The sequence below is a fragment of the Microbacterium sp. NPDC055903 genome (assembly GCF_053615555.1).
On record NZ_JBSHCA010000003.1, the window covers coordinates 384,901 to 408,181 of the forward strand.

General features: G+C 68.0%; 17 protein-coding genes and 1 tRNA gene. 10 read left to right on the forward strand and 8 right to left on the reverse strand.

Going from position 1 to position 23,281, the window contains the following annotated elements; genetic code table 11:
* Positions 1–5: 5 nt before the first annotated feature.
* A complete protein-coding gene (locus ACWGJP_RS15645; RefSeq protein ID WP_452330724.1) occupies positions 6–1,076 on the reverse strand; it encodes an Lrp/AsnC family transcriptional regulator in 1,071 nt (356 codons plus the stop codon).
* Between the two features lie 72 nt (positions 1,077–1,148).
* Between ACWGJP_RS15645 and ACWGJP_RS15650 the strand changes: the two genes are divergently transcribed.
* The 3 genes from ACWGJP_RS15650 to ACWGJP_RS15660 are packed head-to-tail and all read left to right on the forward strand — an operon-like array spanning position 1,149 to position 5,256.
* Positions 1,149–2,624 carry an MFS transporter gene (locus ACWGJP_RS15650; RefSeq protein WP_452330725.1) on the forward strand — a complete coding sequence of 492 codons (1,476 nt, stop codon included), beginning with the start codon at positions 1,149–1,151 and terminating at the stop codon, positions 2,622–2,624.
* Complete coding sequence (locus ACWGJP_RS15655) at positions 2,621–3,865, forward strand: M20 family metallopeptidase (RefSeq protein ID WP_452330726.1); 1,245 nt, start codon at positions 2,621–2,623, stop codon at positions 3,863–3,865. Before ACWGJP_RS15650 ends, ACWGJP_RS15655 begins: the two co-directional genes overlap by 4 nt.
* Positions 3,862–5,256 (forward strand): L-serine ammonia-lyase, encoded by a 1,395-nt coding sequence (locus ACWGJP_RS15660; RefSeq protein WP_452330727.1) that lies wholly within the window; start codon positions 3,862–3,864, stop codon positions 5,254–5,256. Before ACWGJP_RS15655 ends, ACWGJP_RS15660 begins: the two co-directional genes overlap by 4 nt.
* 30 nt (positions 5,257–5,286) lie before the next feature.
* Here ACWGJP_RS15660 and ACWGJP_RS15665 read toward each other — a convergent pair whose 3' ends face one another.
* Entirely contained in the window at positions 5,287–5,742 is a 456-nt protein-coding gene (locus ACWGJP_RS15665) for a MarR family winged helix-turn-helix transcriptional regulator (RefSeq protein WP_452330728.1), read from the reverse strand.
* Position 5,743: 1 nt separating this feature from the next.
* Positions 5,744–7,450 (reverse strand): MDR family MFS transporter, encoded by a 1,707-nt coding sequence (locus tag ACWGJP_RS15670; protein WP_452330729.1) that lies wholly within the window; start codon positions 7,448–7,450, stop codon positions 5,744–5,746.
* 182 nt (positions 7,451–7,632) lie between these two features.
* On the opposite strand from ACWGJP_RS15670, the gene ACWGJP_RS15675 reads away from it, so the two are divergent.
* The 5 genes from ACWGJP_RS15675 to ACWGJP_RS15695 all read left to right on the forward strand — a co-directional run bounded on the left by ACWGJP_RS15675 (position 7,633) and on the right by ACWGJP_RS15695 (position 13,914).
* Positions 7,633–10,563 (forward strand): glycosyl hydrolase, encoded by a 2,931-nt coding sequence (locus tag ACWGJP_RS15675; protein ID WP_452330730.1) that lies wholly within the window; start codon positions 7,633–7,635, stop codon positions 10,561–10,563.
* 71 nt (positions 10,564–10,634) lie between these two features.
* Complete coding sequence (locus ACWGJP_RS15680; protein ID WP_452330731.1) at positions 10,635–11,174, forward strand: MarR family winged helix-turn-helix transcriptional regulator; 540 nt, start codon at positions 10,635–10,637, stop codon at positions 11,172–11,174.
* Between the two features lie 44 nt (positions 11,175–11,218).
* On the forward strand, positions 11,219–12,472 hold the full coding sequence (locus ACWGJP_RS15685; RefSeq protein ID WP_452330732.1) for a DUF3500 domain-containing protein: 1,254 nt from the start codon (positions 11,219–11,221) through the stop codon (positions 12,470–12,472).
* A gap of 199 nt (positions 12,473–12,671) precedes the next feature.
* Positions 12,672–13,721 (forward strand): iron-containing redox enzyme family protein, encoded by a 1,050-nt coding sequence (locus ACWGJP_RS15690; protein WP_452330733.1) that lies wholly within the window; start codon positions 12,672–12,674, stop codon positions 13,719–13,721.
* Positions 13,711–13,914 carry a CDGSH iron-sulfur domain-containing protein gene (locus ACWGJP_RS15695; protein WP_452330734.1) on the forward strand — a complete coding sequence of 68 codons (204 nt, stop codon included), beginning with the start codon at positions 13,711–13,713 and terminating at the stop codon, positions 13,912–13,914. Before ACWGJP_RS15690 ends, ACWGJP_RS15695 begins: the two co-directional genes overlap by 11 nt.
* A gap of 12 nt (positions 13,915–13,926) precedes the next feature.
* Here the strand turns inward: ACWGJP_RS15695 and ACWGJP_RS15700 are convergent, their stop codons facing one another.
* From ACWGJP_RS15700 to ACWGJP_RS15710, 3 genes are all read right to left on the reverse strand, one after another.
* Positions 13,927–15,126: an MFS transporter gene (locus ACWGJP_RS15700; RefSeq protein ID WP_452330735.1), complete on the reverse strand. Its 1,200-nt coding sequence runs from the start codon at positions 15,124–15,126 to the stop codon at positions 13,927–13,929.
* A 64-nt stretch (positions 15,127–15,190) separates the two neighbouring features.
* Positions 15,191–15,266 (reverse strand) — tRNA-Thr (locus ACWGJP_RS15705).
* Between the two features lie 62 nt (positions 15,267–15,328).
* Complete coding sequence (locus ACWGJP_RS15710) at positions 15,329–16,270, reverse strand: DsbA family protein (protein ID WP_452330736.1); 942 nt, start codon at positions 16,268–16,270, stop codon at positions 15,329–15,331.
* Between the two features lie 215 nt (positions 16,271–16,485).
* On the opposite strand from ACWGJP_RS15710, the gene ACWGJP_RS15715 reads away from it, so the two are divergent.
* Both ACWGJP_RS15715 and ACWGJP_RS15720 read left to right on the forward strand, forming a co-directional pair.
* Entirely contained in the window at positions 16,486–17,592 is a 1,107-nt protein-coding gene (locus tag ACWGJP_RS15715) for an ABC transporter ATP-binding protein (protein ID WP_452330737.1), read from the forward strand.
* Positions 17,593–17,679: 87 nt separating this feature from the next.
* Positions 17,680–18,984: a DUF4032 domain-containing protein gene (locus tag ACWGJP_RS15720; protein WP_452330738.1), complete on the forward strand. Its 1,305-nt coding sequence runs from the start codon at positions 17,680–17,682 to the stop codon at positions 18,982–18,984.
* A 76-nt stretch (positions 18,985–19,060) separates the two neighbouring features.
* Here the strand turns inward: ACWGJP_RS15720 and ACWGJP_RS15725 are convergent, their stop codons facing one another.
* The gene (locus tag ACWGJP_RS15725) at positions 19,061–22,453 is read right to left on the reverse strand and encodes a VaFE repeat-containing surface-anchored protein (protein WP_452330739.1); all 3,393 of its coding nucleotides are present in this window, start codon (positions 22,451–22,453) and stop codon (positions 19,061–19,063) included.
* 182 nt (positions 22,454–22,635) lie between these two features.
* Positions 22,636–23,277: an NAD(P)-dependent oxidoreductase gene (locus ACWGJP_RS15730; protein ID WP_452330740.1), complete on the reverse strand. Its 642-nt coding sequence runs from the start codon at positions 23,275–23,277 to the stop codon at positions 22,636–22,638.
* Between the last annotated feature and the right edge of the window lie 4 nt (positions 23,278–23,281).

A 23,281-nucleotide genomic window follows, 5' to 3' on the forward strand; every position in this document is an offset into this window, starting at 1 on the left:
ACCGCTCACTCGGGTGCGGGGCCGTCCGGTCCCGCACCCGAGGCGTGCGGCGGGAGACGGATGACCTCGCCCGTCGCGCGGCCGTGCTCGTCGAGGAGGTGACCGAGGTGCTTGGTGGTCCGCAGCACCACGGACCGGTCGGCGATGGTGATGCCGGGCAGCCGCTCTTCGAGCACCGCCTCCAGCCGGCCGACGTCCTGCAGCGTGCGCAGCCAGACGGCCATGATCACGTTGTACTCGCCGACCGTGTTCACCACCAGGCGCACCTCCTCCATCCGCCCGAGCTGCGAACCGATGTGCGCGACCATGGCGGCGGGGACCCTGAGGAAGTACCAGGCGTAGATCGGCCACGGCGTCTGATCACGGGCGATGTCCACACGAATGGCCAGGCGTCCGGAGGCCCGCTGCTCCGCGATCGCATCGCGGATCCGGCGCGGGGCGGCTCCCACACGCCTGGCCAGCTCCGTCGTGCCCAGACGTCCGTCCACGCTGAGCTCGGCAGCGAGGCGGCGCCGCTGCGGCGGCGAGAGGCGCACCGGCACGGCCGGCGCGGCGGGCTCGAGCGCTTCCAGCCGGGCGACCTCTTCCGGAGAGAGCGCGCGCAGCCTCCAATCGCGTGCGTCGCGGACGCTCTCCGACACGAGGTGCGTGCGCATGGCTCGGATGCCTGCGACGCCCCGGATGCGCTCCAATGTCCAACGCGCGAGCGACGCGGCATCGTCGACCCCGAGGGTCAGGAGGATGTCGCGCCCGCCCGCTGTCAGGTCGATGGTCGCCGCCTCGGGATCCTGCGCAAGCTCCTCCGCCACGGCGAGCGTCTCCCCCGGGCTGCAGTCGATCTCGATGAGCACGAGCATCCCGAAGTTGTGCGCGCCGTACGCCGTGATGTACACGGCGCCGGTTTCCCGCAGTCGCGCCCAGCGTCGCGCGAGCGTGACCGCGTCGGCGCCGACCACGGGCGCGAGAGCAGTCCAGCTCGATCGCGGGCTCACTTGCACAGCGTGTATCAGTCGCTGATCAAGGTCATCCAGAACGATTTCCTGCATTCTCATGCCTCCACAGTCATTTTCCTGCATCCGGTGCCGAGCTTTTGTCACCCCGCCTATCGTCTCAGCATTCCCCGATCCTCACCCTTCCTAGGAGACACCATGGCCGTGACCGCACCGCCTGGCACCACCCCTCGCACCGCCTTCCGCGGCGTGGTCGGATTCCTCGTCGTCATGGAGCTCGGCTCCGGCATGCTGCAGGGCTGGTACCCGGTCCTGCTCGCCGCCATCGGCACCGACTTCGGCGTCGGCGCCGCTCAGTTGAACTGGGTCAGCGCGGCCTACATGCTCGCGACCGTGGTGTGCGTGCCGATCCTCGCGAAGCTCGGTGACCGATACGGACACAAGCGTCTGCTCCTCATCTCGGCGGCCCTCGTCGCCCTCGGCTCGATCGTGGTCGCCATCGCACCGAACTTCGGCGTCTTCCTCCTCGGGCGAGCGCTGCAGGCGCCGCTGGCGGCCTTCCTGCCGCTCGAGTTCGCCATCGTGCGCGACAGGGATGCCGCATCCGCCGGTCGTTCGATCGGCAAGCTCGTCGGCGCGCTCACGTTCGGTGCGGCGATCGGCTCGCTCGGTTCCGGGCTTCTGTACGGAGCCATCGCCGACCTGCGGATCGTGCTCTGGATGCCAGCGATCTTCATGGTGATCTGCGTCCCCGTCGTCGCCTTCCTCGTCCCGGAATCGAAGGTGCGCGCAGAGGGTCGCACGGACTGGCTGGGGGCGTCCCTGCTCGGCATCGGGCTTCTGTCAGCGCTCGGCGGCATCTCGAACGCATCCTCGTGGGGCTGGGCCAATCCACTCACCTGGTTCGCGATCCTCGGCGGCATCGCCCTGCTCGTCGTCTGGGTTCTCGCCGAGAAGCGCGTCGAGCACCCGCTGATCGACATCGCCGTGCTCACCCGGGGCGGCATCGGTCTTCCGATCATCATCGCCTTCCTCTTCGGCGCCCAGATGTTCGGAAGCCAGACGGCCTCCAGCGTGTACATCCTGAGCGATCCTTCGGTGACCGGATTCGGACTCGGGTTCACGGCCGCCACGGTCGGGCTCGTCTCGCTCGCGGTCGCCCTCTCCGCCTTCGTCACGTCATTGCTCGGAGACCGCCTCACCGGCCGTATCGGTGCCAGAGGGGCTCTGGTGCTCGGCGGCCTGCTCATCGCAGCCAGCTACCTGCCCTTCCTGCTCGCCCCCTCGCTGGCGTCCGCCGTCGTGATCGGGATGGTCATCGGCGGCCTGGGGAACGGCCTGGTCATCTCGGTTCTCCCGACGATCGTCGTCGGCCGTGCGCCCGCGGATTCCGTGGGCATCGCGTCCGCCCTGTACAACACCTCGCGCACTGCCGCGGGTGCCGTGGCCGGCGCCGTGTTCGCGCTCGTCATGGCCAGCTTCCTCACGACGATCGGCACGGGTGAGACGGCGGTCACGACCACGGCATTCGCCGGCTATGTCGCCGTCTGGATCATCTGCCTCATGATCGGCGTGGCCGTCGCCACCCTCTCTCTGTTCCTGAAGAGCTCACGCCCCTCGGCGAACGCCGAGCAGAACACCACCGAATCCGTCCTCGAAGGAGAACACGCATGACCATCGCCGAACCGGCATCCTCCGCCCTCCTGACCCTCGAGGAGGCCAAGCAGCGCAGCGCCGATGCGGTCCGCGCCTGGGAGACCCGACTCACGGAGATCAGTCACGAGATCCACGCCGCACCGGAGACTGCGTTCCAGGAGCACCGGGCAGCGGCCCTGCTGGCCGGCGCGCTCGAGGACGCCGGATTCACCGCGACCGTGGGCGCATTCGGGCTGGACACCGCCATCGAAGCCTTCTACGGATCGGGAGATTTCGTCGTCACGGTCTGCGCCGAGTACGACGCGCTTCCCGAGATCGGGCATGCGTGCGGGCACAACATCATCGCCGCTGCCGGACTCGGCGCAGCCATCGCCTTGGCAGCCATCGCCGATGACGCGGGCCTGACGGTGAAGCTGCTCGGCACACCCGCCGAGGAGCACGGCGGAGGAAAGGTGCTCATGCTGGAGGCAGGCGCCTGGGAAGACGCCACCGTCTCACTGATGGTGCACGGAGCGCCCGGGGTCGATATCCGCTGCGACAGCTTCTCGAGCCAGGCGGTCGATCGCTTCCGCGTCACGTACACAGGGCGTCCTGCGCACGCGGCAGCCGCCCCGGACAAGGGCGTCAATGCGTTGGACGCGGCCACGATCGCACTCACGTCCATCGGTCTGCTGCGCCAGCAGCTGCCGGGAACGGTGCGCACCGCCGCGGTCGTGACGCAGGGCGGCGATGTGACGAACATCATCCCCGCGCGCACGGTCGTCGATGCCGAGGTACGCTCGTTCGACCTCGACGAGCTGCGTGACGCCAAGCGCCGCGTGCTCGCCTGCTTCGAGGCCGGTGCGATCGCCTCCGGGTGCACATGGGAGCAGGCGCGCACAGAACCGCGCTACGACCCGCTGGTCCAGGAACCGCTGCTTGCGGATGCCTGGAACGACGCGCTGACCGAGCTTGGCCGCGACCTCATCCCGTACTCCGGCGGCACCGGCGGCTCGACCGACATGGGCAACGTCTCTCAGGTCGTCCCCTCGATCCACCCGGGCATCGCCGTGCACGGCTCGACGTCCGCCCCGCACACCGAAGGATTCACCGCCGACGCCGCAACACCTGCCGCCGACCGCGCCGTGGTCGACGCTGCCATCGGGCTCGCATGGGCTGCGGCCACCGTCGCGCTGAGGCCGGCAACCAGGAGCGATCTGCTTGCCAGGCAGGCGGCGCGCCCCTCAGGCGCGACGACACGTCCGCAGGCGGACGGATGACGACGGTCCGGAGCCGTGCCAGGCACGGGGCGGGTGTGTATGTGTCGGCGTTGGAGTTGTTCTCGATCGGGATCGGTCCTTCGTCGTCGCATACGGTGGGTCCGATGCGGGCGGGCGCGGACTTCGCGCGACGCGTGCTCGCCGCGCATCCTCACGGCGTCTCGAGGGTGGAGGGTGTGCTGTACGGCTCGCTCGCCGCGACCGGGCTCGGTCATGGCACGCCGGATGCTCTCGTAGCGGGACTCGCGGGGATGGAGCCGGAGACCTGCGATCCCGATGCGGTGCGGGGTGCCTGGTCCGGGCATCCGAGCGGGTCCGCGTTGATGTTCGGCGGCATCGTCCCGGTGCCGTTCGACAGCGCGGATGTGGTGCTCGATCCGTTCACCCGTCCGCAGGGGCATCCGAACACGCTCGCGCTCCGTGCGTACACCGATGCGCGGAGCGCTCCGGTGGCGGAAGACACCTACTTGTCGATCGGCGGCGGGTTCATCCAGCGGGTCGGTGAGGACACCACCGCGACGGACGCGCCCTCCAGCCCCGCCGCGTTCGGGTCGGCGGCCGAACTGCTGGACCTGTGCACCGACGGACGCTCGATCGCGGACGTCGCGTGGGAGGCCGAGACCACCAGGCGTCCGGCTGATGATGTCGTCGCCGGCCTCGACGCGATCTGGCATGCGATGCACGCCTGCGTGGAGTCGGGGCTGACCGCCACGGGGACCCTCCCCGGCGGTCTCGGCGTTCCCCGGCGCGCGAACACGATGCGCGAGAGCATCATCCAGGCCGAACGCAGCGGGCGCCCCGTCGCGGCCGACTGGTTGCAGGCCTTCGCCCTCGCGGTCAACGAGGAGAACGCCGGCGGCGGGCGGGTCGTCACCGCGCCCACCAACGGCGCAGCGGGGATCCTGCCTGCCGTGCTCAGCCACTACTGGCGGTTCGAGCCCGGCGCGCACATCGAGGGCGTCCGAACGTTCCTACTCACCGCGACGGCGATCGGATCTCTGATCAAGGCCAACGCCTCGATCTCCGGCGCCGAAGGCGGATGCCAAGCCGAGGTCGGGTCGGCCTGCGCCATGGCAGCGGCAGGCCTCACCGCAGTCCTCGGCGGAACCCCGGCCCAGGTCGAGAACGCCGCCGAGATCGCCATGGAGCACCACCTCGGCCTGACCTGCGACCCCATCGCCGGTCTCGTGCAGATCCCGTGCATCGAACGCAACGCGATCGCCGCGACCACCGCGGTGACCGCCACCCGCCTCGCACTCCACGGCGACGGCAGCCACATCGTCTCCCTCGACGCCGTCATCGAGACCATGCGTCAGACCGGAGCCGACATGAGCGAGAAGTACAAGGAGACCAGCCGCGGCGGCCTCGCCGTCAACGTCGTCGAATGCTGAGCCGACCCGACGCACACCGCGCTGGCCTGCTCACGCCTCCGCGAGCCTCTGGAAGACCTTGGACGCCGTCCGGATCTCCTCGGCAGACAGGTCTCCGATCGCGCCGCGCACGCGCGCAGCGTTGTCCTGCCGCAGCTCGGCGAGCGCCGCGTGCGCCTTCGGCGTCGCCGTCAGCACACGCAGGCGCCCGTCTCGCTCATCGGGGCGGGATTCCAGCAGTCCGACCTCCTCGAGCATCCGGACCTGCCGGCTGATGACCGACTTGTCCATCTCGAAGCGCTCAGCCAGCAGATGCGCGTTCGCGCTGCCCGCTCGATCGATGAAGGTCAGCAGCTTGTAGCCTGCGACCTGGAGCTCGGGATGGATCCGGGCTGCGGACTCCTTCCAGAGTGCGCGCGCTCGCACGAAGATCAGGTTCATATGACTCTGGAAATCGGCGAGCGCGCTCTCCGCCTCTGCGTCGAGCACCGCCTCTGCGGAGGGCATGTCAGCTCTCCCGCTTCCGATCCTCGCGCTCCAGAACGGCCGTGGAGCCGGTCGTGGGCGATGCGGCGGCATCCGCCTCCGCGATGCGGATCGCGCCCGTCGACGCACCGACCTCGGCCTGCGAGACCTCGATGACCGATTCCTCGGCCTGCTCGCGCAGCTGCTCGGCGGCGTTCTTGGTCGACAGGGGCTTGTTGTTGATGAACGCGATGGCCACGATGGCGATGACGGCGAGCGGGATGGCGATGATGAAGGCATCCGCGATGCCATGGCCGTATGCGCCCTCGACGATCGCGCGGATCGTGTCCGGCAGCTCCGCCACCTTCGGCACGTCGCCGGAGCCCAGCTTCTGCAGCGCGTCGATCTCGCTCTGCGTCGTGGGCGTGAAGCCGTCGAGGCCGTCGGTGATGTAGCTCGCGACGCTCGTGGACAGCATCGACCCCATGATCGTGACGCCGATGGTGCCTGCGATCGTGCGGAAGAAGTTGACATTCGAGGATGCCGCACCGAGCTGCTGCGGGGCGGTGTCGTTCTGCACGATGAGGGTGAGGTTCTGCATGACCATGCCGAGGCCGGCGCCGAGGACGAACATGTAGATCGCCACGAGCGTGAACGGGGTGTCGTACCGCAGCGTCGCCATCAGGCTGACGCCGATGGTCGTGAGGACGGAGCCTGCGAGCATCCAGCCCTTCCACTTGCCGAAGCGGCTGACGAGCTGGCCGATGATGATCGACGCGCCCATCTGGCCGATGATCATCGGGATCGTCATGAGACCCGACTCGGTCGGCGTCGCGCCACGGGCGAGCTGGAAGTACTGCGCGAGGAAGACCGAGGTGGCGAACATCGAGACGCCGATCGCGACGGATGCGATCACGGAGAGGGTGAAGGTGCGGTTGCGGAACAACGACATCGGGACGATCGGCTCAGAGACGAAGAACTCCGCCACGATGAAGGCGATGATCGTCACGGCGGCCACGGCGGCGAGGACGATGCTGGTGACCGAGTCCCACTCGAACTGGCTGCCGCCCATGGACACCCAGATGAGCAGCGTCGAGACGCCCACGGCCAGCAGCACGATGCCGAGGTAGTCGATCGTCACCTTGACGTTCTGGGGCTTGGGCAGGTGCAGCGTGAACTGCAGCAGCACGAGGGCGACGATCGCGAAGGGAACGCCGATGAAGAAGTTCGCGCGCCAGCCCCAGGCATCGGTGATGAGGCCGCCGAGCAGCGGCCCGCCGATCGTGCCGAGCGCCATGATGCCACCGACGACACCCATGTACTTGCCGCGTTCGCGCGGGGAGATGATGAGGGCGACCGCGATCATCACGAGCGACATCAGACCGCCGACGCCGATGCCCTGGATCACCCTGACGGCGATGAGCATGTTGGTGTCGGTCGAGAAGCCGGCGATCACCGTGCCGACGGTGAAGAGGATGAGCGAGACCTGGATGAGGACCTTGCGGTCGACGAGGTCGGCGAGCTTGCCCCAGATCGGCGTGGAGACGGCCGTCGCGAGAAGGCTCGCGGTGATGACCCAGGTGTACTGGGACTGCGTACCGCCGAGGTCGGCGATGATGACGGGCATCGAGGTCGACACCACGGTGCCCGAGAGCACGGCGACGAACATGCCGACGATGAGGCCGGAGATCGCGGTGAAGACCTCGCGTGCCGAGCGTGCCTCGGATGCGGGGGCGGGGGTTCTTGACAAGGTGAATGACTCCTAGAAAGTTGATCTGCGTCAACGATACGCCTTTGGTTGCCTTATTGCAACTATCGACGGGGATCAACAAAAGAAAGACACAAATTAGTGTCGTCAGTTAATTACTTCGTGATACCGTCGCCACACACAAGCCGTGCACTGCCGCACATGCCGCGTTCGAAGGAGAGCCCGTGTCACCGCTCGACAAGCACCGCGAGGCCATCGCCCACCCGCCGATCGAGTACCGCCCCGAACTGCGATGGTGGCTGGCGGAAGGGCTGCACACCGACGCCACCCTCCGGCGCGAGATCGACACCGCCCACCGGCTCGGCTTCGGCGGGATGGAGTTCCTGGCTATGGACGAGGGCGATATCGACCACGCTCGCTACGGCTGGGGATCCGAGGAGTGGGTGCACGACTCGGGGATCGTCGTCGCTGAGACGACCGCGCGGAACATGTCGGTGAGCTTCACCTCCGGCACCAACTGGTCGAACGCCAACCTGCCCACGATCGATCCCGATCACCCCGCAGCCGCGCAGGAGCTGAACGTCGAGGTCGAAGACGTCGCCGAGAGACGCGGCGGAGCGCTCCCCCGCATCGACCTCACCGCCGAGCGCGGCGGAAGCATGGTGCCAGGGCACCGCATCCCGCCGACGCGGCAGCACCTCGTCGCGGTGATCGCAGCGCCGACGAGCGACGGCACGGCCTTCGACGTCGCCGACACCGTCGACCTCACGGCGCAGGTCATCGACGAGGCCCTCGAGTGGACGGCCCCGGATGCTCGCCGCTGGCGCCTGTTCGTCTTCTGGTCGCACGGCACCGGTCAGACGGCATCCCCCTCGGCATCCGTGAACTACACCGTGAACTATCTCGACCGCGCCGGCGTCGACGCGGTCATCGACTACTGGCGGGACGTCGTGCTCACGGCGGAGCTCCGCGCCGAGATCGACAAGAACCCGCGCGCGCAGATGTACATGGACTCTCTCGAGCTGAACACCTGGGGCGCGGGTGGAATGTTCTGGGGACGCAGTGCGGCCGACGAGTTCCGCGCGCGCCGCGGCTACGACATCGCGCCGTGGCTGCCGTTCCTCGTGCGCCGGACCGGGATGTTCGCGGCCACGACGGTGTACACCTACGAGCCGGACGAGGCGCATCGGATCGAGGTGGAAAAGGTGCGCTTCGACTACGTGCGCACGCTGACTGACCTCTACATCGAGAACATGCTGCGCCCCTTCGCGGCATTCCTCCATGAGAACGGCCTGCTCCTGCGCGCGGAGATCAGCTACGGTCTGCCCTTCGAGCTGACCAGGCCGGGGCCCGAGGTCGACGGCATCGAGACGGAATCGCTGGAGTTCGCCTCGCAGATCGACGCGTACCGGATGCTGGCGGGGCCGGCGCATCTGTTCGGCAAGCAGTACTCCTCCGAGACCGGCGCCACCACGCGCAACCACATGCTCGATCACCGCTTCTACGACCAGATCATCAACACGCAGCTGGCCGCCGGCATCACGAAGACCGTGCTGCACGGCTGGGCGAGCCGTGCAGGCGGCGAGCATGTCACCGAGTGGCCCGGCCATGAGGGCATGTGGCCGCTGTTCTCCGAGCGGTTCGACAGCCGCCAGCCGGGGAGCGAGTTCTACCCGCAGTGGAACGAGGCCATCGGCCGCTATCAGTACCTGCTGCGACAGGGCCGTCCGCGCGTCGATGTCGGCATCCTGCGCACCGACCATTTCATCGACAACCTCCTCGGCGTCTCGCCGTTCGACGCCGATGGCGCTCGGATCCCCGATGAGGACGCCTACGGGCGGCTCTGGATGCGCAATCGCGAGAACCAATGGTGGCAGGACCTCGGCATGCAGGATGCCGGCTGGACCTACGAGTTCTTCGACGGCAGCCTGCTCCTGCGTTCGGAGGTGAACTTCGACGGAACCCTCGTGCAGCCGGATGGGCCGGGGTACCAGGCGCTCATCGTCTATCAAGAGGCGCTCGACGCGGATGTCGCAGCGCTCCTGCTGGACTGGGCGAGGAAGGGCCTGAGGCTGCTCATCGTCAACGGCACGCGAGAGCTGAAGGTGCAGCTGGAGGGGTCGACGACGTTCACCGAACGTGCGGCCGTCCGCACACCCGGCCTCGATGGCCGCGACGCCGAGCTCGCTGACACACTCGCGGCGCTGCGCGCCCTGCCGAACGTCGGCGAGGTCGCGGAACCCGCCGGCACGATCGCGGCGCTGCGCGAGCTGGGGGTGATCGGCCGCGCAGAGTTCGGCGCACCCGATCCGAACATCCTCACCCATCTCCGTGAAGACGGCGACCTGCTGCACCTGTACGCGTACCACTTCCTCTACGAGAGCGGTGAGCAGACGACGGTCGAGCTGCGCACCCCCGGGGAAGGCGCCGTGCATCGCATCGATGTGTGGTCGGGGAGCATCCATCCGCACCCCGGCGTCTCGTACGCAGGCGGGCGCACACGGATCGGCGTGACGCTCGCGCCGGGCGAGACGGCGCTCTTCACGATCGACCGCTCTGTCGCGGCGGCGGCGAGCGCACCGGCAGCGCCGGTCGAGATCACCGCCCTCGCCGACTGGGCCGTCACCGTGGAGAGCTGGGACGCCGGCGAGAAGGAGCTCATCGTCGAGGATCGCGGTCTCGGCTACGAGACCCGCGAGGTGCTGCCGCACACGGCGGTGACGAGGATCCCTGTCCCGGGCGGAGACCTGCGCCCGTGGACCGAGCTCGAGGGTGTCGGAGCAGAGATCTCCGGGATCGCCGAGTACGTCACGACGTTCGCAGTGGATGCCGTCGACAACGCCTCGTCGCGCTATCTCCTCGATCTCGGATCGACCAGCGGCGGTCTCGGCTCGGTCGTCGTCAACGGCGGTCCCGCACGGGGATTCGACACGTCGCGCCCGCTCGTCGACATCACCGAGGACATCGTGGTCGGCGAGAACACGGTGAAGGTGCGCGTCTCGAGTTCGCTGAACAACCGGCTCATCGCGCGCGGCTACTATGCACAGCTCCCGGATGTCGCCCTCGATGCGGTCGGCCTGGAGGGATATCAGACCACCAGGGTGCGCGAGCACGGCCTCGTCGGCCCGGTCCGCCTGATCGCCGTGGACCGGTAGAGGCGACCCGGCTGCGGGGCCGGATCGCGCCGGCCCCGCTGCCCTGCGAAGATGAGGTCGGAGGAGAACCGATGGAACAGACGCCCCCACGCGATGTCGACCTCGCGTCACTCCTGCCGCCGGATCCGCTCGATCTGCGCCGTTCGCTCACCTCGCTCGTGCATTGGGCAGACAGTCGCGAGGTCCGAGTGCAGGTCATGCACGCCGTGAGCTTCCCGTTCGAGGACATCCCGATGTTCCTCATCGTCAATCAGCTGGCGTATCGGGGCGCCCTCCGTCCCACCGACCTCGCTTCTGTGCTGGGCACGACGAAGGCGAACATCAGCAAGATCGTCCGCCGGCTCGAGGACGCAGACCTGGTGGCGAGGATCAGCTCTCCCTATGACGAGCGCAGCGTGCTGGTCGCCCTGACCGCCGCCGGCCGAGCGATCGGCGAGCGCATCGTCGAACGCGCTGCCGAGAAGTTCGAGGAGTCCTTCGCGACCTGGGCATCGGAGGACGTGGAGACGTTCCGCCGGCTCCTCGCGCAGTTCTCGCGCAGCGCACTGCTCCAACTGCCGCAGCCCGTCCCGGTGGCCTGGAACGATCTCGAGCGCATAGAGAAGGCATAGCATCCTCAACGATCGTTCCGAACTCCTGTTCGTACGGTCATCTCATGCTCCTCTCGAAGAACACCACCACGACCCTCCGCTCGCACTGGACGCGCAAGACGGCAGCGACAGCCACCGCACTCCTGCTCGCGACCGGCCTCACCCTGGCCGGTTGCGCCGGCACCCAGACGTCCACCGGGTCGACGGGTTCGTCCTCGTCGACGTCCACTGCGGATGCGGCGATCGAGACCGCCACGAGCGGCAGCTCGGACGCCACGACCACATCGCAGACGATCGAGGAGACGAGCGCCGCGATCGAGACGTTCCTCGCCACCCTCTCCGACGAGCAGGTGGATGCGGTGACCTACGACTACGACGACGAGACCAAGACGACGTCCTGGTCCAACTTCCCCGTCACCTTCGTCGAGCGGGCTGGTCTCAATCTCGCCGATCTCACCGCCGAGCAGCAGCAGGCCGCGATGGCCGTTCTCGAGGCGCTGCTGAGCGATGAGGCATACGCGACCGTCGCCGGGATCATGGGCGGCGACCAGTATCTGCTGGAGAACAGCAGCAGCACCGAGACATCCCTCGGGCAGTACTACATCGCCTTCTTCGGCGACGCATCCACGACGAGCGCTTACGCCGTCCAGTTCGGCGGACACCACCTCGGCATTAATGCCGATCTCGATGCCGAAGAGGACGCCATCACGTTCGCCCCGACGCACCTCGGCGTTCAGCCGGCCGTCTACACGACGGAGGACGGTGAGGAAGTGCAGCCGTTCGACGGCATCTACTCCGACGCATTCGCCTTCTTCGACTCCCTGACCGCCGAGCAGCAGGCCACCCTCACCTCGGGCGACGTCACGATGTGCGCCCCTGGCGACACCTGCGACTACGCCTCCGGCGCGGGGCTCACCGGCGCCGATCTCACGGACGACCAGAAGGCCCTTCTGCTCGAGCTGATCGCCAACTGGGCCGGCATGGCGGATGAGCAGACGACGGCCGACGCGCTCGCAGAGATCGAGACCACGCTGGACGACACCGTGATCGCGTGGTCGGGTGAGACGACGTACGACATGAGCACGGGAGACGGCATCTCCTTCTCGATCTCCGGCCCGAACGTCTACATCGGGTTCCAGGCGCAGAACGGCTCGGCCGGGGCGGACGTCGACGGCGTCTCGACCAGTGGCTGGGGGCACGTGCACACGATCTATCGCGACCCGACGAACGACTACGCGGGCAGCGTCGAGCAGCAGGCCGCGTCCGGTGGCATGGGCGGCGCGCCAGAGGGAGGCGCCCCGGCCGACGGCCGCCCCTGAGCGGATACCGCACACCGGCACGGCGATCAACCCCCTCCTGCTTCTCGTCGGCGGCCCGTAACGTCGGGTCTCGGAGTTGAACAGACGCTCCTCTCGGGCGGGAGCACTTTCGGGTCTGAACCTCCGGGCGCCGGTGGCTCATCCTTCGTGACGAAGGGTGGGCCGCCGGTCACGGACGACCCGAGGAACGGAGCAGCGCATGTCCCTCATCGCCCCGGTGGAGATCTCCGCCGAAACGCGTGTCCAGCCGCGAGGGCCGCTCAGCGCAGAAGTGCTGCGGCATCTGACGGGTTCGGGGCACGCCGATCACCGCGTGCTCGCGCGGAACGCCGTCGAGAGAGCTGCGGACGTGGTGCGCGACGACGACATTCAGCTGACACTGTTCCTGCTCTATGCCTCCGCGTACGGCTCGATCCATGGCCTCGCCGCGGATCTCGAGTGGGATCCGACGCTGATCCGCACCCGGCAGATCCTGGAAGCGCGTTTCGAGGAGGACCTTCGGCGATCCGTCAGGATGCCTGAGCTGCCCGCGCCGACAACCGACGCCGTGGCACGGGCCCTGTTCTCCCTGACCGGGGCTGACAGCGGGCCGAGCCTGTCCCGCTTCGTCGCGAAGAAGTCGACCGCGGCACAGATCCGGGAGTTCCTCATCCAGCGATCCGTGTACACGCTGCACGAGGCCGACCCGCACTCCTGGGCGATCCCTCGCCTTCATGGGCGGGCGAAGGCGGCACTCGTCGAGATCCAGACCGACGAGTATGGGGGCGGGAGGGCGGCGAGGATGCATTCCGCGCTGTTCGCGGCGTCCATGCGCGGTGCGGGGCTGCACGATGCGTACGGCACCTATGTCGACATCGTTCCCGCGATCACGCTCGCGTCCTTGAACCAGATGTCGATGTTCGGCCTGAATCGGCGCCTGCTGGGCGCGATCGTTGGTCATCTCGCGGCCTTCGAGATGACCTCATCGATCCCCAACCGGCTCTACGGCGACGGCATGCGCAGAACCGGCTTCGATGAGACCGTCACGGACTACTTCGACGAGCATGTCGAGGCGGATGCCGTGCACGAGCAGATCGCCGGGCGGGATCTCGCCGGAGCCCTGGCGGAGGAGCGCCCCGAGCTGCTGTCGGACATCATGTTCGGTGCGGCGGCCTGCCTGACGGTGGACGGCTGGGCGAGTGCCCACATGCTGGACGCGTGGTCGTCCGGTCGATCGTCTTTGCGCGGGGGCGACGGCGATGCGGGATGAAGAGGTCACCATCACGCCGTATCCCGACGGTCCGCTGCTCGTTCGGGGAGCCGTGGCTCTCGTCCACCCCGACGGACGAGAGATCGCAGCCCATCGACGCACGGTGGCCCTGTGCCGATGCGGGCTCTCGTCGATCAAGCCGTTCTGCGACGGCACGCACAAGGCGGCTGGCTTCCGCACCGACGAGGACTGATCGGTCGAGGCGTCAGGAGACGATCGCCTCTTCGTCCTCGGATGCAGCGCGTGAGCGGACGGCGTCGGCGAAGAACAGGGTGGCGAGCACCGCGGCGAGGACGATCACGATCGCGCCGCGCAGCGTGACGTGCTCTCCCACGAAGCCGAGCAGCGGCGGGCCGACGAGGAAGGCGGCATAGCCGGCGGTCGCGACGAAACTCGCCCGCCGTGCAGCGTGCACGGGATCGTCGCCTGCTGCGGAGAGAGCGACCGGGAAGCCGAGCGAGGCGCCGAGGCCCCAGAGCAGGACGCCGACGGCGGCGAGCCAGAAGGTCGGCGCGAAGGCGACCAGCGCGATTCCGGCCGCGGCGACGACCGCGCACGTCCGCATGACGATGACCCTGCCGACCCGATCGAGCACGTATCCGCCGCCGACCCTCCCGATCGCCATCGCCAGCCCGAAGAAGGCGTAGATGAGCGCGCCGGCCACGGCATCCAATTCGAATCCGTCGACGACGATGAGGGGCAGCCAGTCGCTCGCGGATCCTTCGGCGAGCGCCATGCCGAGGATGATCACTGCGAGCGCGAGCGTGCGGCCGTTCAGCCATGCGGATGCCGTCGACGCCGGGGCCGCCTCGGCGCCGCGCGAGGAGGCGGTTCGCCCGGCGCCCTGGAGGGAGCCGCGATAGATGAACACCATCGAGACGGCGATGAGGAGCGCCATGATCCCCAGGTGGACGACGACGGGGAGGTGGATAGCGTTGGCGAGGATGCCGAGGACGGCGCCGATGACGGTGCCGATGCTGTATCCGCCGTGCAGGAGCGGCACGACACTGCGCCCGAAGGCGATCTCGACTTCGACGCCCTCGACGTTGAGGCCGATCTCCCCGAGCCCCATGCCGAAGCCGAAGAGGGCGAGACCGACGGCGACACCGACGCCGGTGCCTGCCGCGGCGCTCACACCGATGACGGCCACGCCCGTGGCGACGCCGGCCGTGCCGACGAGGATGACGAAGCGCGAGCCGAATCGCGCGACGGAGACGGCGCCGAGCGAGATCCCGATCAGCGAGCCGACCGAGAGCCCGGCGAGGATGAGCCCCATCTCCGCGGTCGAGGCGCCGAGGGCGTCACGGATCGCGGGGGTGCGGGTCACCCAGGTCGCCATGCCGAGGCCGTTGACGAGGAAGGCGATGAGCAGCGCGGCACGACGCGCCTGGACGGAGATGCGCACAGCAGGACTTTCGGATCGGAGGACCGCGGCCCTGGAGAACGACGTCTCCATGCTATCCGTGGCGTGGAGCCGACTGCGGGACTCGAACCCGCGACCGCCTGTTTACAAGACAGGTGCTCTACCAGCTGAGCTAAGTCGGCGGACAGCGCATGCGCGCTGCTGCACGTCAGATTCTAGAGCACGGTCTCCCGCGGCCTAGCACTCAGCCGGCAGGAGTCTCGGTGGGCGCCGGCGTAGCGGTGGACTCGTAGTAGGCGTCGCTGGCGACCGTGAGGACGAACTGCGAGAACTCGGCGGGGTCGTCGAGCGCTCCCACGTAGGCCTGGCCGTTGACGACGACCATCGGCGCCGAGCTCAGCACCAGGTCGTCGGATCCGGGCAGCGGCCCCTCGAGTGCACGGGCCGTGGCGTCCTTCGCCCACGACACGTAGTCCTGATCCTCGATACACGAGCGGACCGTGTCGATCTCCGCGACGCCCACGGCGCCGGCGAGGTCGGCGAGCTGCACATCCGTGCGACCGTCGGTGTCGACGTCCGGCTGGTCGATGAGGAGCTCGTGGTTGAACGCGTAGAACTGCGTCGGTGCGAAGCTGGCGACGCAGGCGGCCGCCGCTGCGGCGCGCAGCGAGTACTTCGTGCCGTTGGAGTTCGCCGTGAGCAGTGAGACGGGGTGGTACGTCACCGTGGCCGCGCCCTCGGTGATCCAGCCGGAGAGCTGACGGGCGTTGGCGCGCTCGAACTCCCCCGCACCGGGCGAGAGGTAGTCGACGTAGATGTGGATGTCGACGGCGCCCGCGGTGGGCTCCGGCGTCGGCGTCGCCTCTTCGCCTGCCTCGGTCGGCTCGGCCGTGGGCGTCGCGGGGATCTCGGCGCTCGATACGGTCGCGCCGGTGATCTCGTTGACGACGATGCCGTCGTCTTCGAGGCCCGCAGGGCTGAGCGTGGGTGCGGAGACGCTGGAGGTCACCGCCCAGGTGACGGCGGTGCCGACCGCACCGACGGCAACGACCGCGACGAGGCCGATGATGACCCTGCGCGCAATCCGAACGCGCGACTGACGCGCCTTGACCTGCTGTGCCTTCTCCCGAACCGCCTCACGGGAATTGCGAGGGGTGGGGACGTTCGGCGTTTCGTCGCTCGACATCGTTCCTCTTGAAAGTCTGGTGGGGACGGGCCTCCCCGCGGGCCGCGGAGAAGCAGCACCGCCTTCGATGTTAACGAGGCATGCTGGGAAATACCCAGATGCGGGCATCCATGGCATACTGATCTCGGCCCAAAGGTGGGCCACGGTGGGTCGTACCCGCCGCTTCCATCACAACGGATCGTCCGGCACGTACCTGCCGGTGAAGGAGAAATGCAATGGCATCTGTAACGTTCGACGACGCCACCCGTCTGTACCCCGGCGGAACCCGCCCGGCCGTTGACAAGCTCAACCTCGAGGTCGGAGACGGCGAGTTCCTCGTCCTGGTCGGCCCCTCGGGTTGCGGTAAGTCCACCTCCCTCCGCATGCTCGCCGGCCTCGAAGAGGTCAACGCCGGCCGCATCCTCATCGGCGACCGCGACGTCACCGACGTGCCGCCGAAGGACCGCGACATCGCGATGGTGTTCCAGAACTACGCGCTCTACCCGCACATGACGGTCGCCGAGAACATGGGCTTCGCGCTCAAGATCGCCGGCGTCGGCAAGGAGGAGCGCGCCGCTCGCGTCCTCGAGGCCGCGAAGCTCCTCGACCTCGAGCAGTACCTGACCCGTAAGCCGAAGGCCCTCTCGGGTGGTCAGCGTCAGCGTGTCGCCATGGGCCGCGCGATCGTCCGTCAGCCCCAGGTGTTCCTCATGGACGAGCCGCTGTCGAACCTCGACGCCAAGCTCCGCGTCCAGACCCGTACGCAGATCGCGTCGCTGCAGCGTCGTCTCGGCGTCACCACCGTCTACGTCACGCACGACCAGACCGAGGCCCTCACCATGGGTGACCGGATCGCCGTGCTGAAGGACGGCCTGCTCCAGCAGGTCGGCTCGCCGCGCGACCTGTACGAGAAGCCGAACAACGTATTCGTCGCCGGCTTCATCGGCTCGCCCGCGATGAACCTGTTCGCCGCAGACCTCGCCGACGGCGGCGTCCAGTTCGGCTCCGAGGTCGTCCCGCTCGACCGCGACACGGTCGGCCGCGCGACGGGCTCGCAGGTCACGGTCGGCGTCCGCCCCGAGGACATCACCGTCGGCCCCGCCGACGGCAAGGGCCTCTCGGTCACGGTCGACCTCGTCGAGGAGCTCGGTGCTGACGGTTACCTCTACGGTCACACCGACATCAACGGCAAGCGCACCGACATCGTCGCGCGCGTCGACGGCCGCAACCACCCGAACGCCGGCGAGACGGTCACCCTGGCCGCCAACCCCGGTCACGTGCACGCCTTCGACCTCGAGTCGGGCGAGCGCCTGAACGACAAGCCGGTCGTCTCGGCCTCGTAAGACCTCTTCACCTCGCGGCGCGGGTCGACCTTCCGGTCAACCCGCGCCGCGTCGTTTTCCGGCCTCCGATCCCCCACGAGGAGCACCATGCAGGACGCCCTGCGCATCACCGCGAGCAGCGTGGACCCCGGCCTGTTCGGCCTTCCGTGGTCCACTCCCCTGGCGAAATGGCCGTCCGAGCACATCGTCTCGCTCCCCAAGGGCCTCTCGCGCCACCTCGTGCGGTTCGCGGACCTCTCCGGCAAGGTGGTCGCGGTCAAGGAGACCACCGGCGAGATGGCGCGCCGTGAGTACGAGATGCTCGGCAACCTCGCACGCCTCGACGTCCCCTGCGTCGACAGGGTCGCCGTCATCGACGGCAGATCGGATGCCGCCGGCGAACCGCTTCCCGCCGTCCTCGTCACCTCGCATCTGCGCTTCTCCATGCCGTACCGAGCCCTGTTCACGCAGGTGCTGCGTCCTGACACCGCCACACGACTGGTCGACGCCCTCGCGCTGCTGCTCGTGCGTCTGCACAACGTCGGCTTCTACTGGGGAGATGTCTCACTCTCGAACACCCTGTTCCGCAGGGACGCCGGCGCCTTCGCCGCGTACCTCGTGGATGCCGAGACCGGCGAGCTCCACGAGGAGGGCCTCACCGACGGTCAGCGCGCCTACGATCTCGACCTGGCGCGCACGAACATCGCGGGCGAGATCATGGATCTCGCCGCAGGCGGGCGGTTGGAGCACGGTGTGGATGCCGTCGCCATCGCCGATGGCATCGTGGAGTCCTACCGTTCGCTCTGGGCCGCCCTGACCGCAGAGGAGTCGTTCGCGGCATCCGAGACCTGGCGCATCACCGAACGAGTAGAACGACTGAACGCACTCGGTTTCGACATCGATGAGATGTCGATGTCGACGACCGCGGACGGCACGATCGTCGAGATCCAGCCGAAGGTTGTGGATGCCGGCCACCACCAGCGCCGCCTCATCCGTCTCACCGGCCTCGACGTCGAGGAGAACCAGGCCAGGCGCCTCCTGAACGATCTCGACGAGTTCCGCGCCCGCTCCAAGAAGCAGTGGGCAGACGAGGAGATGTACGCCCACGAATGGCTCACCCGCGTCTTCGAGCCGGTCGTGCGGGCGATCCCCTACGACCTGCGCGCGAAGCTGGAGCCCGCGGAGGTCTTCCACCAGGTGCTCGAGCACCGCTGGTACCTTTCGCAGGCCCAGGGACGGTCCGTGCCGCTGGCGGAGACGATCACGAGCTACATCAACGAGGTGCTGCGTCACCGCCGGGACGAGGCGACGATCATGGGACCGCCGACCGAGACGGTGAGCCTGCCGATCGTCACCGGCTCCGTCCCGGTCTCGGATGACACCGGCGACATCGACTGGCGCGAGCTGGTCTGATCGTACGAGGCCCTCGCAGGCACACGAAAGGGGCCGGTCTCGAAGCTTCCGCTTCGGGACCGGCCCCTTCGTCTCATCAGCTGAGCGCGTTCTCCTTGCGGCGAGCCCTGACCAGCAGGATGCCGGCGACCAGCGCCAGCGCGCCGAGCGTCACCAGCCCGACCGGCAGGACGGCACCCGTGATGGCCAGCCCACCATCGCCACCGGGAACGGTCGGCGTGGTCGGCTGCTCCTCGACGGTGACCGTCTGCGCAGCATCCTCGATGTCGGTGTGCTCCGCGACTGGCTCGCCCTCGGCGACCGAGCCCTCGAAGATGTACTCGAACGCGACCAGGCTCTCCCCCGCGTATCCGCTGGGAACCGCGAACGCCACGCTCACCGTGCCGTCCGCCTCGGTCGGGGTGAAGGTCACCGTGCCCGTGATGCCCGTGCCGGAGCCGTCCGCCTTGTTCATGAGCTCACCGGTGACGGTGTACTCGGTGCCCGGCGTCAGGTTCTGGTAGGCGATCGTGTCGATGACCGTGCCGCCATCCCAGGCCAGCGTGTGGTCCTGGTCGGCATCGTCGACGAGCGACGTACCGATGGAGGGGACGGTCACGACCGGCTCCTCATCGACGGTCACCGTCTGCGCGGCATCCTCGATGTCGGTGTGCTCGGCCACAGGCTCACCCTCGGCGGACGACCCCTCGTAGAGGTGCTCGTACGCCACGAGAGCATCGCCGGCGAAGCCGGTCGGAACGATGAATGTGACATCCACCGTGCCGTTCGCCTCGGTCGGGGTGAAGGTCGTCGACCCGGTGATGCCGGTCGCAGAGCCGTCCGCCTGCAGCATCAGCTCACCGGAGACGGTGTACTCGGTGCCGGGCGTCAGGTTCTGGTACGCGACCGTGTCGATGACCGTGCCACCGTTCCAGACCAGGTTGTGGTCATCATCGGCGCTGTCGACCAGCGAGGTTCCGATGGACGGAACAACGACAACGGGCTCCTCGTCGACGGTGACCGTCTGCGCGGCATCCTCGATATCGGTGTGCTCGGCCACGGGCTCGCCCTCAGCCGTCGCGCCCTCATAGAGGTACTCGAACGCCACCAGCGCGTCACCCGCGTAACCGGTCGGAACGGTGAACGTCACCTCGACCGTGCCGTCCGCAGCAGTCGGTGTGAACGTCGTCGAGCCCGTGAGGCCGGTCGCGGAGCCGTCCGTCTGCAGCATCAGCTCACCGGTGACGGTGTACTGCTGCCCGGGCGTCAGACCCGTGTACGCGATCGTGTCGATGACCGTGCCACCGTTCCAGACCAGGTTGTGGTCATCATCGGCGCTGTCGACCAGCGTGGTCGCGATCGTCTCGACGGTCGTGACGGGCTGCTCGTTGACCGTGACGGTCTGGGCGGCATCCTCGATGTCCGTGTGCTCCGCGACGGGCTCGCCCTCCGCGGTCGCGCCCTCGTAGAGGTACTCGAACGCCACAAGGATGTCGCCGGCGTGACCGGTCGGGACGATGAACGTCACGTCGACCGTGCCGTTCGCCTCGGTCGGGGTGAACGTCGTCGACCCGGTGATGCCGGTCGCAGAGCCGTCGGCCTGCAGCATGAGCTCACCGGAGACGGTGTACTCGGTGCCGGGCGTCAGGTTCTGGTACGCGACCGTGTCGATGACCGTGCCACCGTTCCAGACCAGGTTGTGGTCATCATCGGCGCTGTCGACCAGCGAGGTTCCGATGGACGGAACAACGACAACGGGCTCCTCGTCGACGGTGACCGTCTGCGCGGCATCCTCGATATCGGTGTGCTCGGCCACGGGCTCGCCCTCAGCCGTCGCGCCCTCATAGAGGTACTCGAACGCCACCAGCGCGTCACCCGCGTAACCGGTCGGAACGGTGAACGTCACCTCGACCGTGCCGTCCGCAGCAGTCGGTGTGAACGTCGTCGAGCCCGTGAGGCCCGTGGCGGAGCCATCCGCCTGCAGCATCAGCTCGCCAGCGACTGTGTACTGCTGACCGACGGTCAGACCCGTGTGCGCGATCGTGTCGATGACGGTGCCACCGTTCCAGACCAGGTTGTGGTCATCGTCGGCACTGTCGACCAGCGTCGTTCCGATCGTCGGAACCACGACAACAGGCTCCTCATCGACGGTCACGGTCTGAGCCTCGTCCTCGATGTCCGTGTGCTCAGCGACAGGCGTACCTGTCGCCGTCGCTCCCTCGTAGAGGTACTCGAACGCGACAAGAGCATCTCCCGCGTAGCCGCTCGGAACAGTGAAGGTGACCTCGACCGAGCCATCGGCGACCGTCGGCGTGAACGTGGTCGAACCTTCGATGCCCGTCGCAGAGCCATCGGACTGCAGCATCAGCTCACCGGCAACGGTGTACTGCTGCCCAGGAGTCAGACCCGTGTACGCGATCGTGTCGATGACGGTGCCACCGTTCCAGACCAGGTTGTGGTCATCGTCGGCGGCGTCGACCAGCGTGGTGCCGATCGTGGGCACAGCAGCGGCGATCCAGTTGCCCTCGGCGGATGCGGTCGTCGTCGCGTCCTCCGCGGCGACGAGGATGAGGGACTGCCGGTGCGACTCCGGCGTCGCTGTCGGGCTGCCGACGACGGGAGTCGAGATGATGAGCCCGGTTCCTGATGCGCCGTTGGCTGTAGCGGCGATCGTGGCCGATCCAGCCGTCGCCTCGCCTGTGAGATCGAGATAGAGTTCCTGCCCATCGATGACGGCATCTGTGTCGACGGGGTCGCCTGCGGCATCCACGATGGCGAAGGCCGGATCAGCCGAGACGCTGACCGTCGGCTGGTTCGTCGTCACGATGAACGGGCCGTAGAGCTCACCGGCGGTGCCGGCGCCGGTCGGTGCCGTGATCGACACCTCAACCTCCGCGGACGTCGGCGGCGCGGTGGCGGTGTCCGCGTTGGCCCCCTCGAGGAGGTGCCAGTAGACATCCTCGGAAGCCTGGGTCTCCCAGTTCCACTCCGCATCCCACGTCAAATCGGTGTAACGCCAGATGGCGTACTGGGTCGCTTCCACCGCGTCGTTGGCGGAGAGGTTCGGCACGCCTGCAGCAGCGCCGAGCTCGGCGAGACTGATCGCCGGATAGGAATGCGTGATGATCCAGTAGACCTTGGCCTGCACAGCCGGGTCCGAGAAGTAGTTGTCACCAAGGTAGCTCGAGTACTCACCGGCCGTTGCACTCGTGTCCTGCCGCATGCTCACATCGTGTTCGATGCAGTAGGCCCAGAGATCAGGAAGACCGGGATTGCCGGTGTCCGCCGGTACCGGTGAATACACCGGCACGACCTTAGTGCCGCCATAGCCGATGTCGTCTCCACCGACCCAGACCGTATCCCCGGCCTCGATCTCATCGGCAGACGCTGCTGTTGCGAATGTCGTAGGAATCACGGCAGCAGCGATGAGCAGCAACGCCGACAGCGCACGCCCCCACTTTCCGCGTCCTCGTTTGATGTCAGTACTCACACAAACTCCCCTTGTGCATACGCCGGCGCGACAGCGCACACGGCAATCCCCTGCAGGGCTCAGGCAACCCTGCGATGTCAGTCTGAGACCAACCCTGCACGCGGGGCAATGACCCCCTCCACCTTGACCCCCGTTCGACGGTCAAGACGCAGGATACACGTAATAGAAAGTCCTGCGCGTCGTCAGTACCCGACGGTGAAGCGCTCCCTGCGGTGATTGCCCTGCTCGATCTCGTCGACGACAGCGACCGCCAGGTCAGCCCCGGAGATGTAGGACTTCCCCTCGGCATCCCGCACGATCACGTCGCCGCCGTCGCGGTAATGCCCCGTGCGCTCACCCTCCGCCCATGGGCCGAAGACCTCAGCGGGATGGATGAAGAACCAGTCGATGGAGGCATCCGAGGACTCCAGCAGCGCGAGGGAGTCGATGCCGACCTGCGCCTCGTGCTTGTACTCCTCCGGGAAGTCGACATCGAACAGGCGCGGCCCTCCCGGCGCGACGAGGCTTCCCCCTGCACCACCGATGACACCGATCCTCGTGGTCGTCCCCGACACCTGCTGCACCATGTTCGCCAGCGCCTCGAGCACCTTGTCGGTCATGTCACCGCGCGGCGAGAGCGCGGAGACGACGGCATCCGCTTCACCGATCAAGCCGGCGAGGGGCGCGAGATCCAGCGCGGACCCCTGCTCGTACAGCGCGCCTTCGACCCGGTTGCTCGGGATCGACCGTGAGACGGCGACCACCGAGTGCCCGCGGCTCACCGCCTCCTGAACGATATGGCGGCCTGCGTAGCCAGTGCCTCCGAAGACGATGATGCGAGCCATGAGG

Excerpts from the sequence above, each read along its gene's own strand:
- ACWGJP_RS15645 (WP_452330724.1), bottom strand. The coding sequence starts at position 1,076 with ATGCAGGAAAATGACTGTGGAGGCATGAGAATGCAGGAAATCGTTCTG.
- ACWGJP_RS15650 (WP_452330725.1), top strand. The coding sequence starts at position 1,149 with ATGGCCGTGACCGCACCGCCTGGCACCACCCCTCGCACCGCCTTCCGC.
- ACWGJP_RS15655 (WP_452330726.1), top strand. The coding sequence starts at position 2,621 with ATGACCATCGCCGAACCGGCATCCTCCGCCCTCCTGACCCTCGAGGAG.
- ACWGJP_RS15660 (WP_452330727.1), top strand. The coding sequence starts at position 3,862 with ATGACGACGGTCCGGAGCCGTGCCAGGCACGGGGCGGGTGTGTATGTG.
- ACWGJP_RS15665 (WP_452330728.1), bottom strand. The coding sequence starts at position 5,742 with ATGCCCTCCGCAGAGGCGGTGCTCGACGCAGAGGCGGAGAGCGCGCTC.
- ACWGJP_RS15680 (WP_452330731.1), top strand. The coding sequence starts at position 10,635 with ATGGAACAGACGCCCCCACGCGATGTCGACCTCGCGTCACTCCTGCCG.
- ACWGJP_RS15685 (WP_452330732.1), top strand. The coding sequence starts at position 11,219 with ATGCTCCTCTCGAAGAACACCACCACGACCCTCCGCTCGCACTGGACG.
- ACWGJP_RS15690 (WP_452330733.1), top strand. The coding sequence starts at position 12,672 with ATGTCCCTCATCGCCCCGGTGGAGATCTCCGCCGAAACGCGTGTCCAG.
- ACWGJP_RS15695 (WP_452330734.1), top strand. The coding sequence starts at position 13,711 with ATGCGGGATGAAGAGGTCACCATCACGCCGTATCCCGACGGTCCGCTG.
- ACWGJP_RS15710 (WP_452330736.1), bottom strand. The coding sequence starts at position 16,270 with ATGTCGAGCGACGAAACGCCGAACGTCCCCACCCCTCGCAATTCCCGT.
- ACWGJP_RS15715 (WP_452330737.1), top strand. The coding sequence starts at position 16,486 with ATGGCATCTGTAACGTTCGACGACGCCACCCGTCTGTACCCCGGCGGA.
- ACWGJP_RS15720 (WP_452330738.1), top strand. The coding sequence starts at position 17,680 with ATGCAGGACGCCCTGCGCATCACCGCGAGCAGCGTGGACCCCGGCCTG.
- ACWGJP_RS15730 (WP_452330740.1), bottom strand. The coding sequence starts at position 23,277 with ATGGCTCGCATCATCGTCTTCGGAGGCACTGGCTACGCAGGCCGCCAT.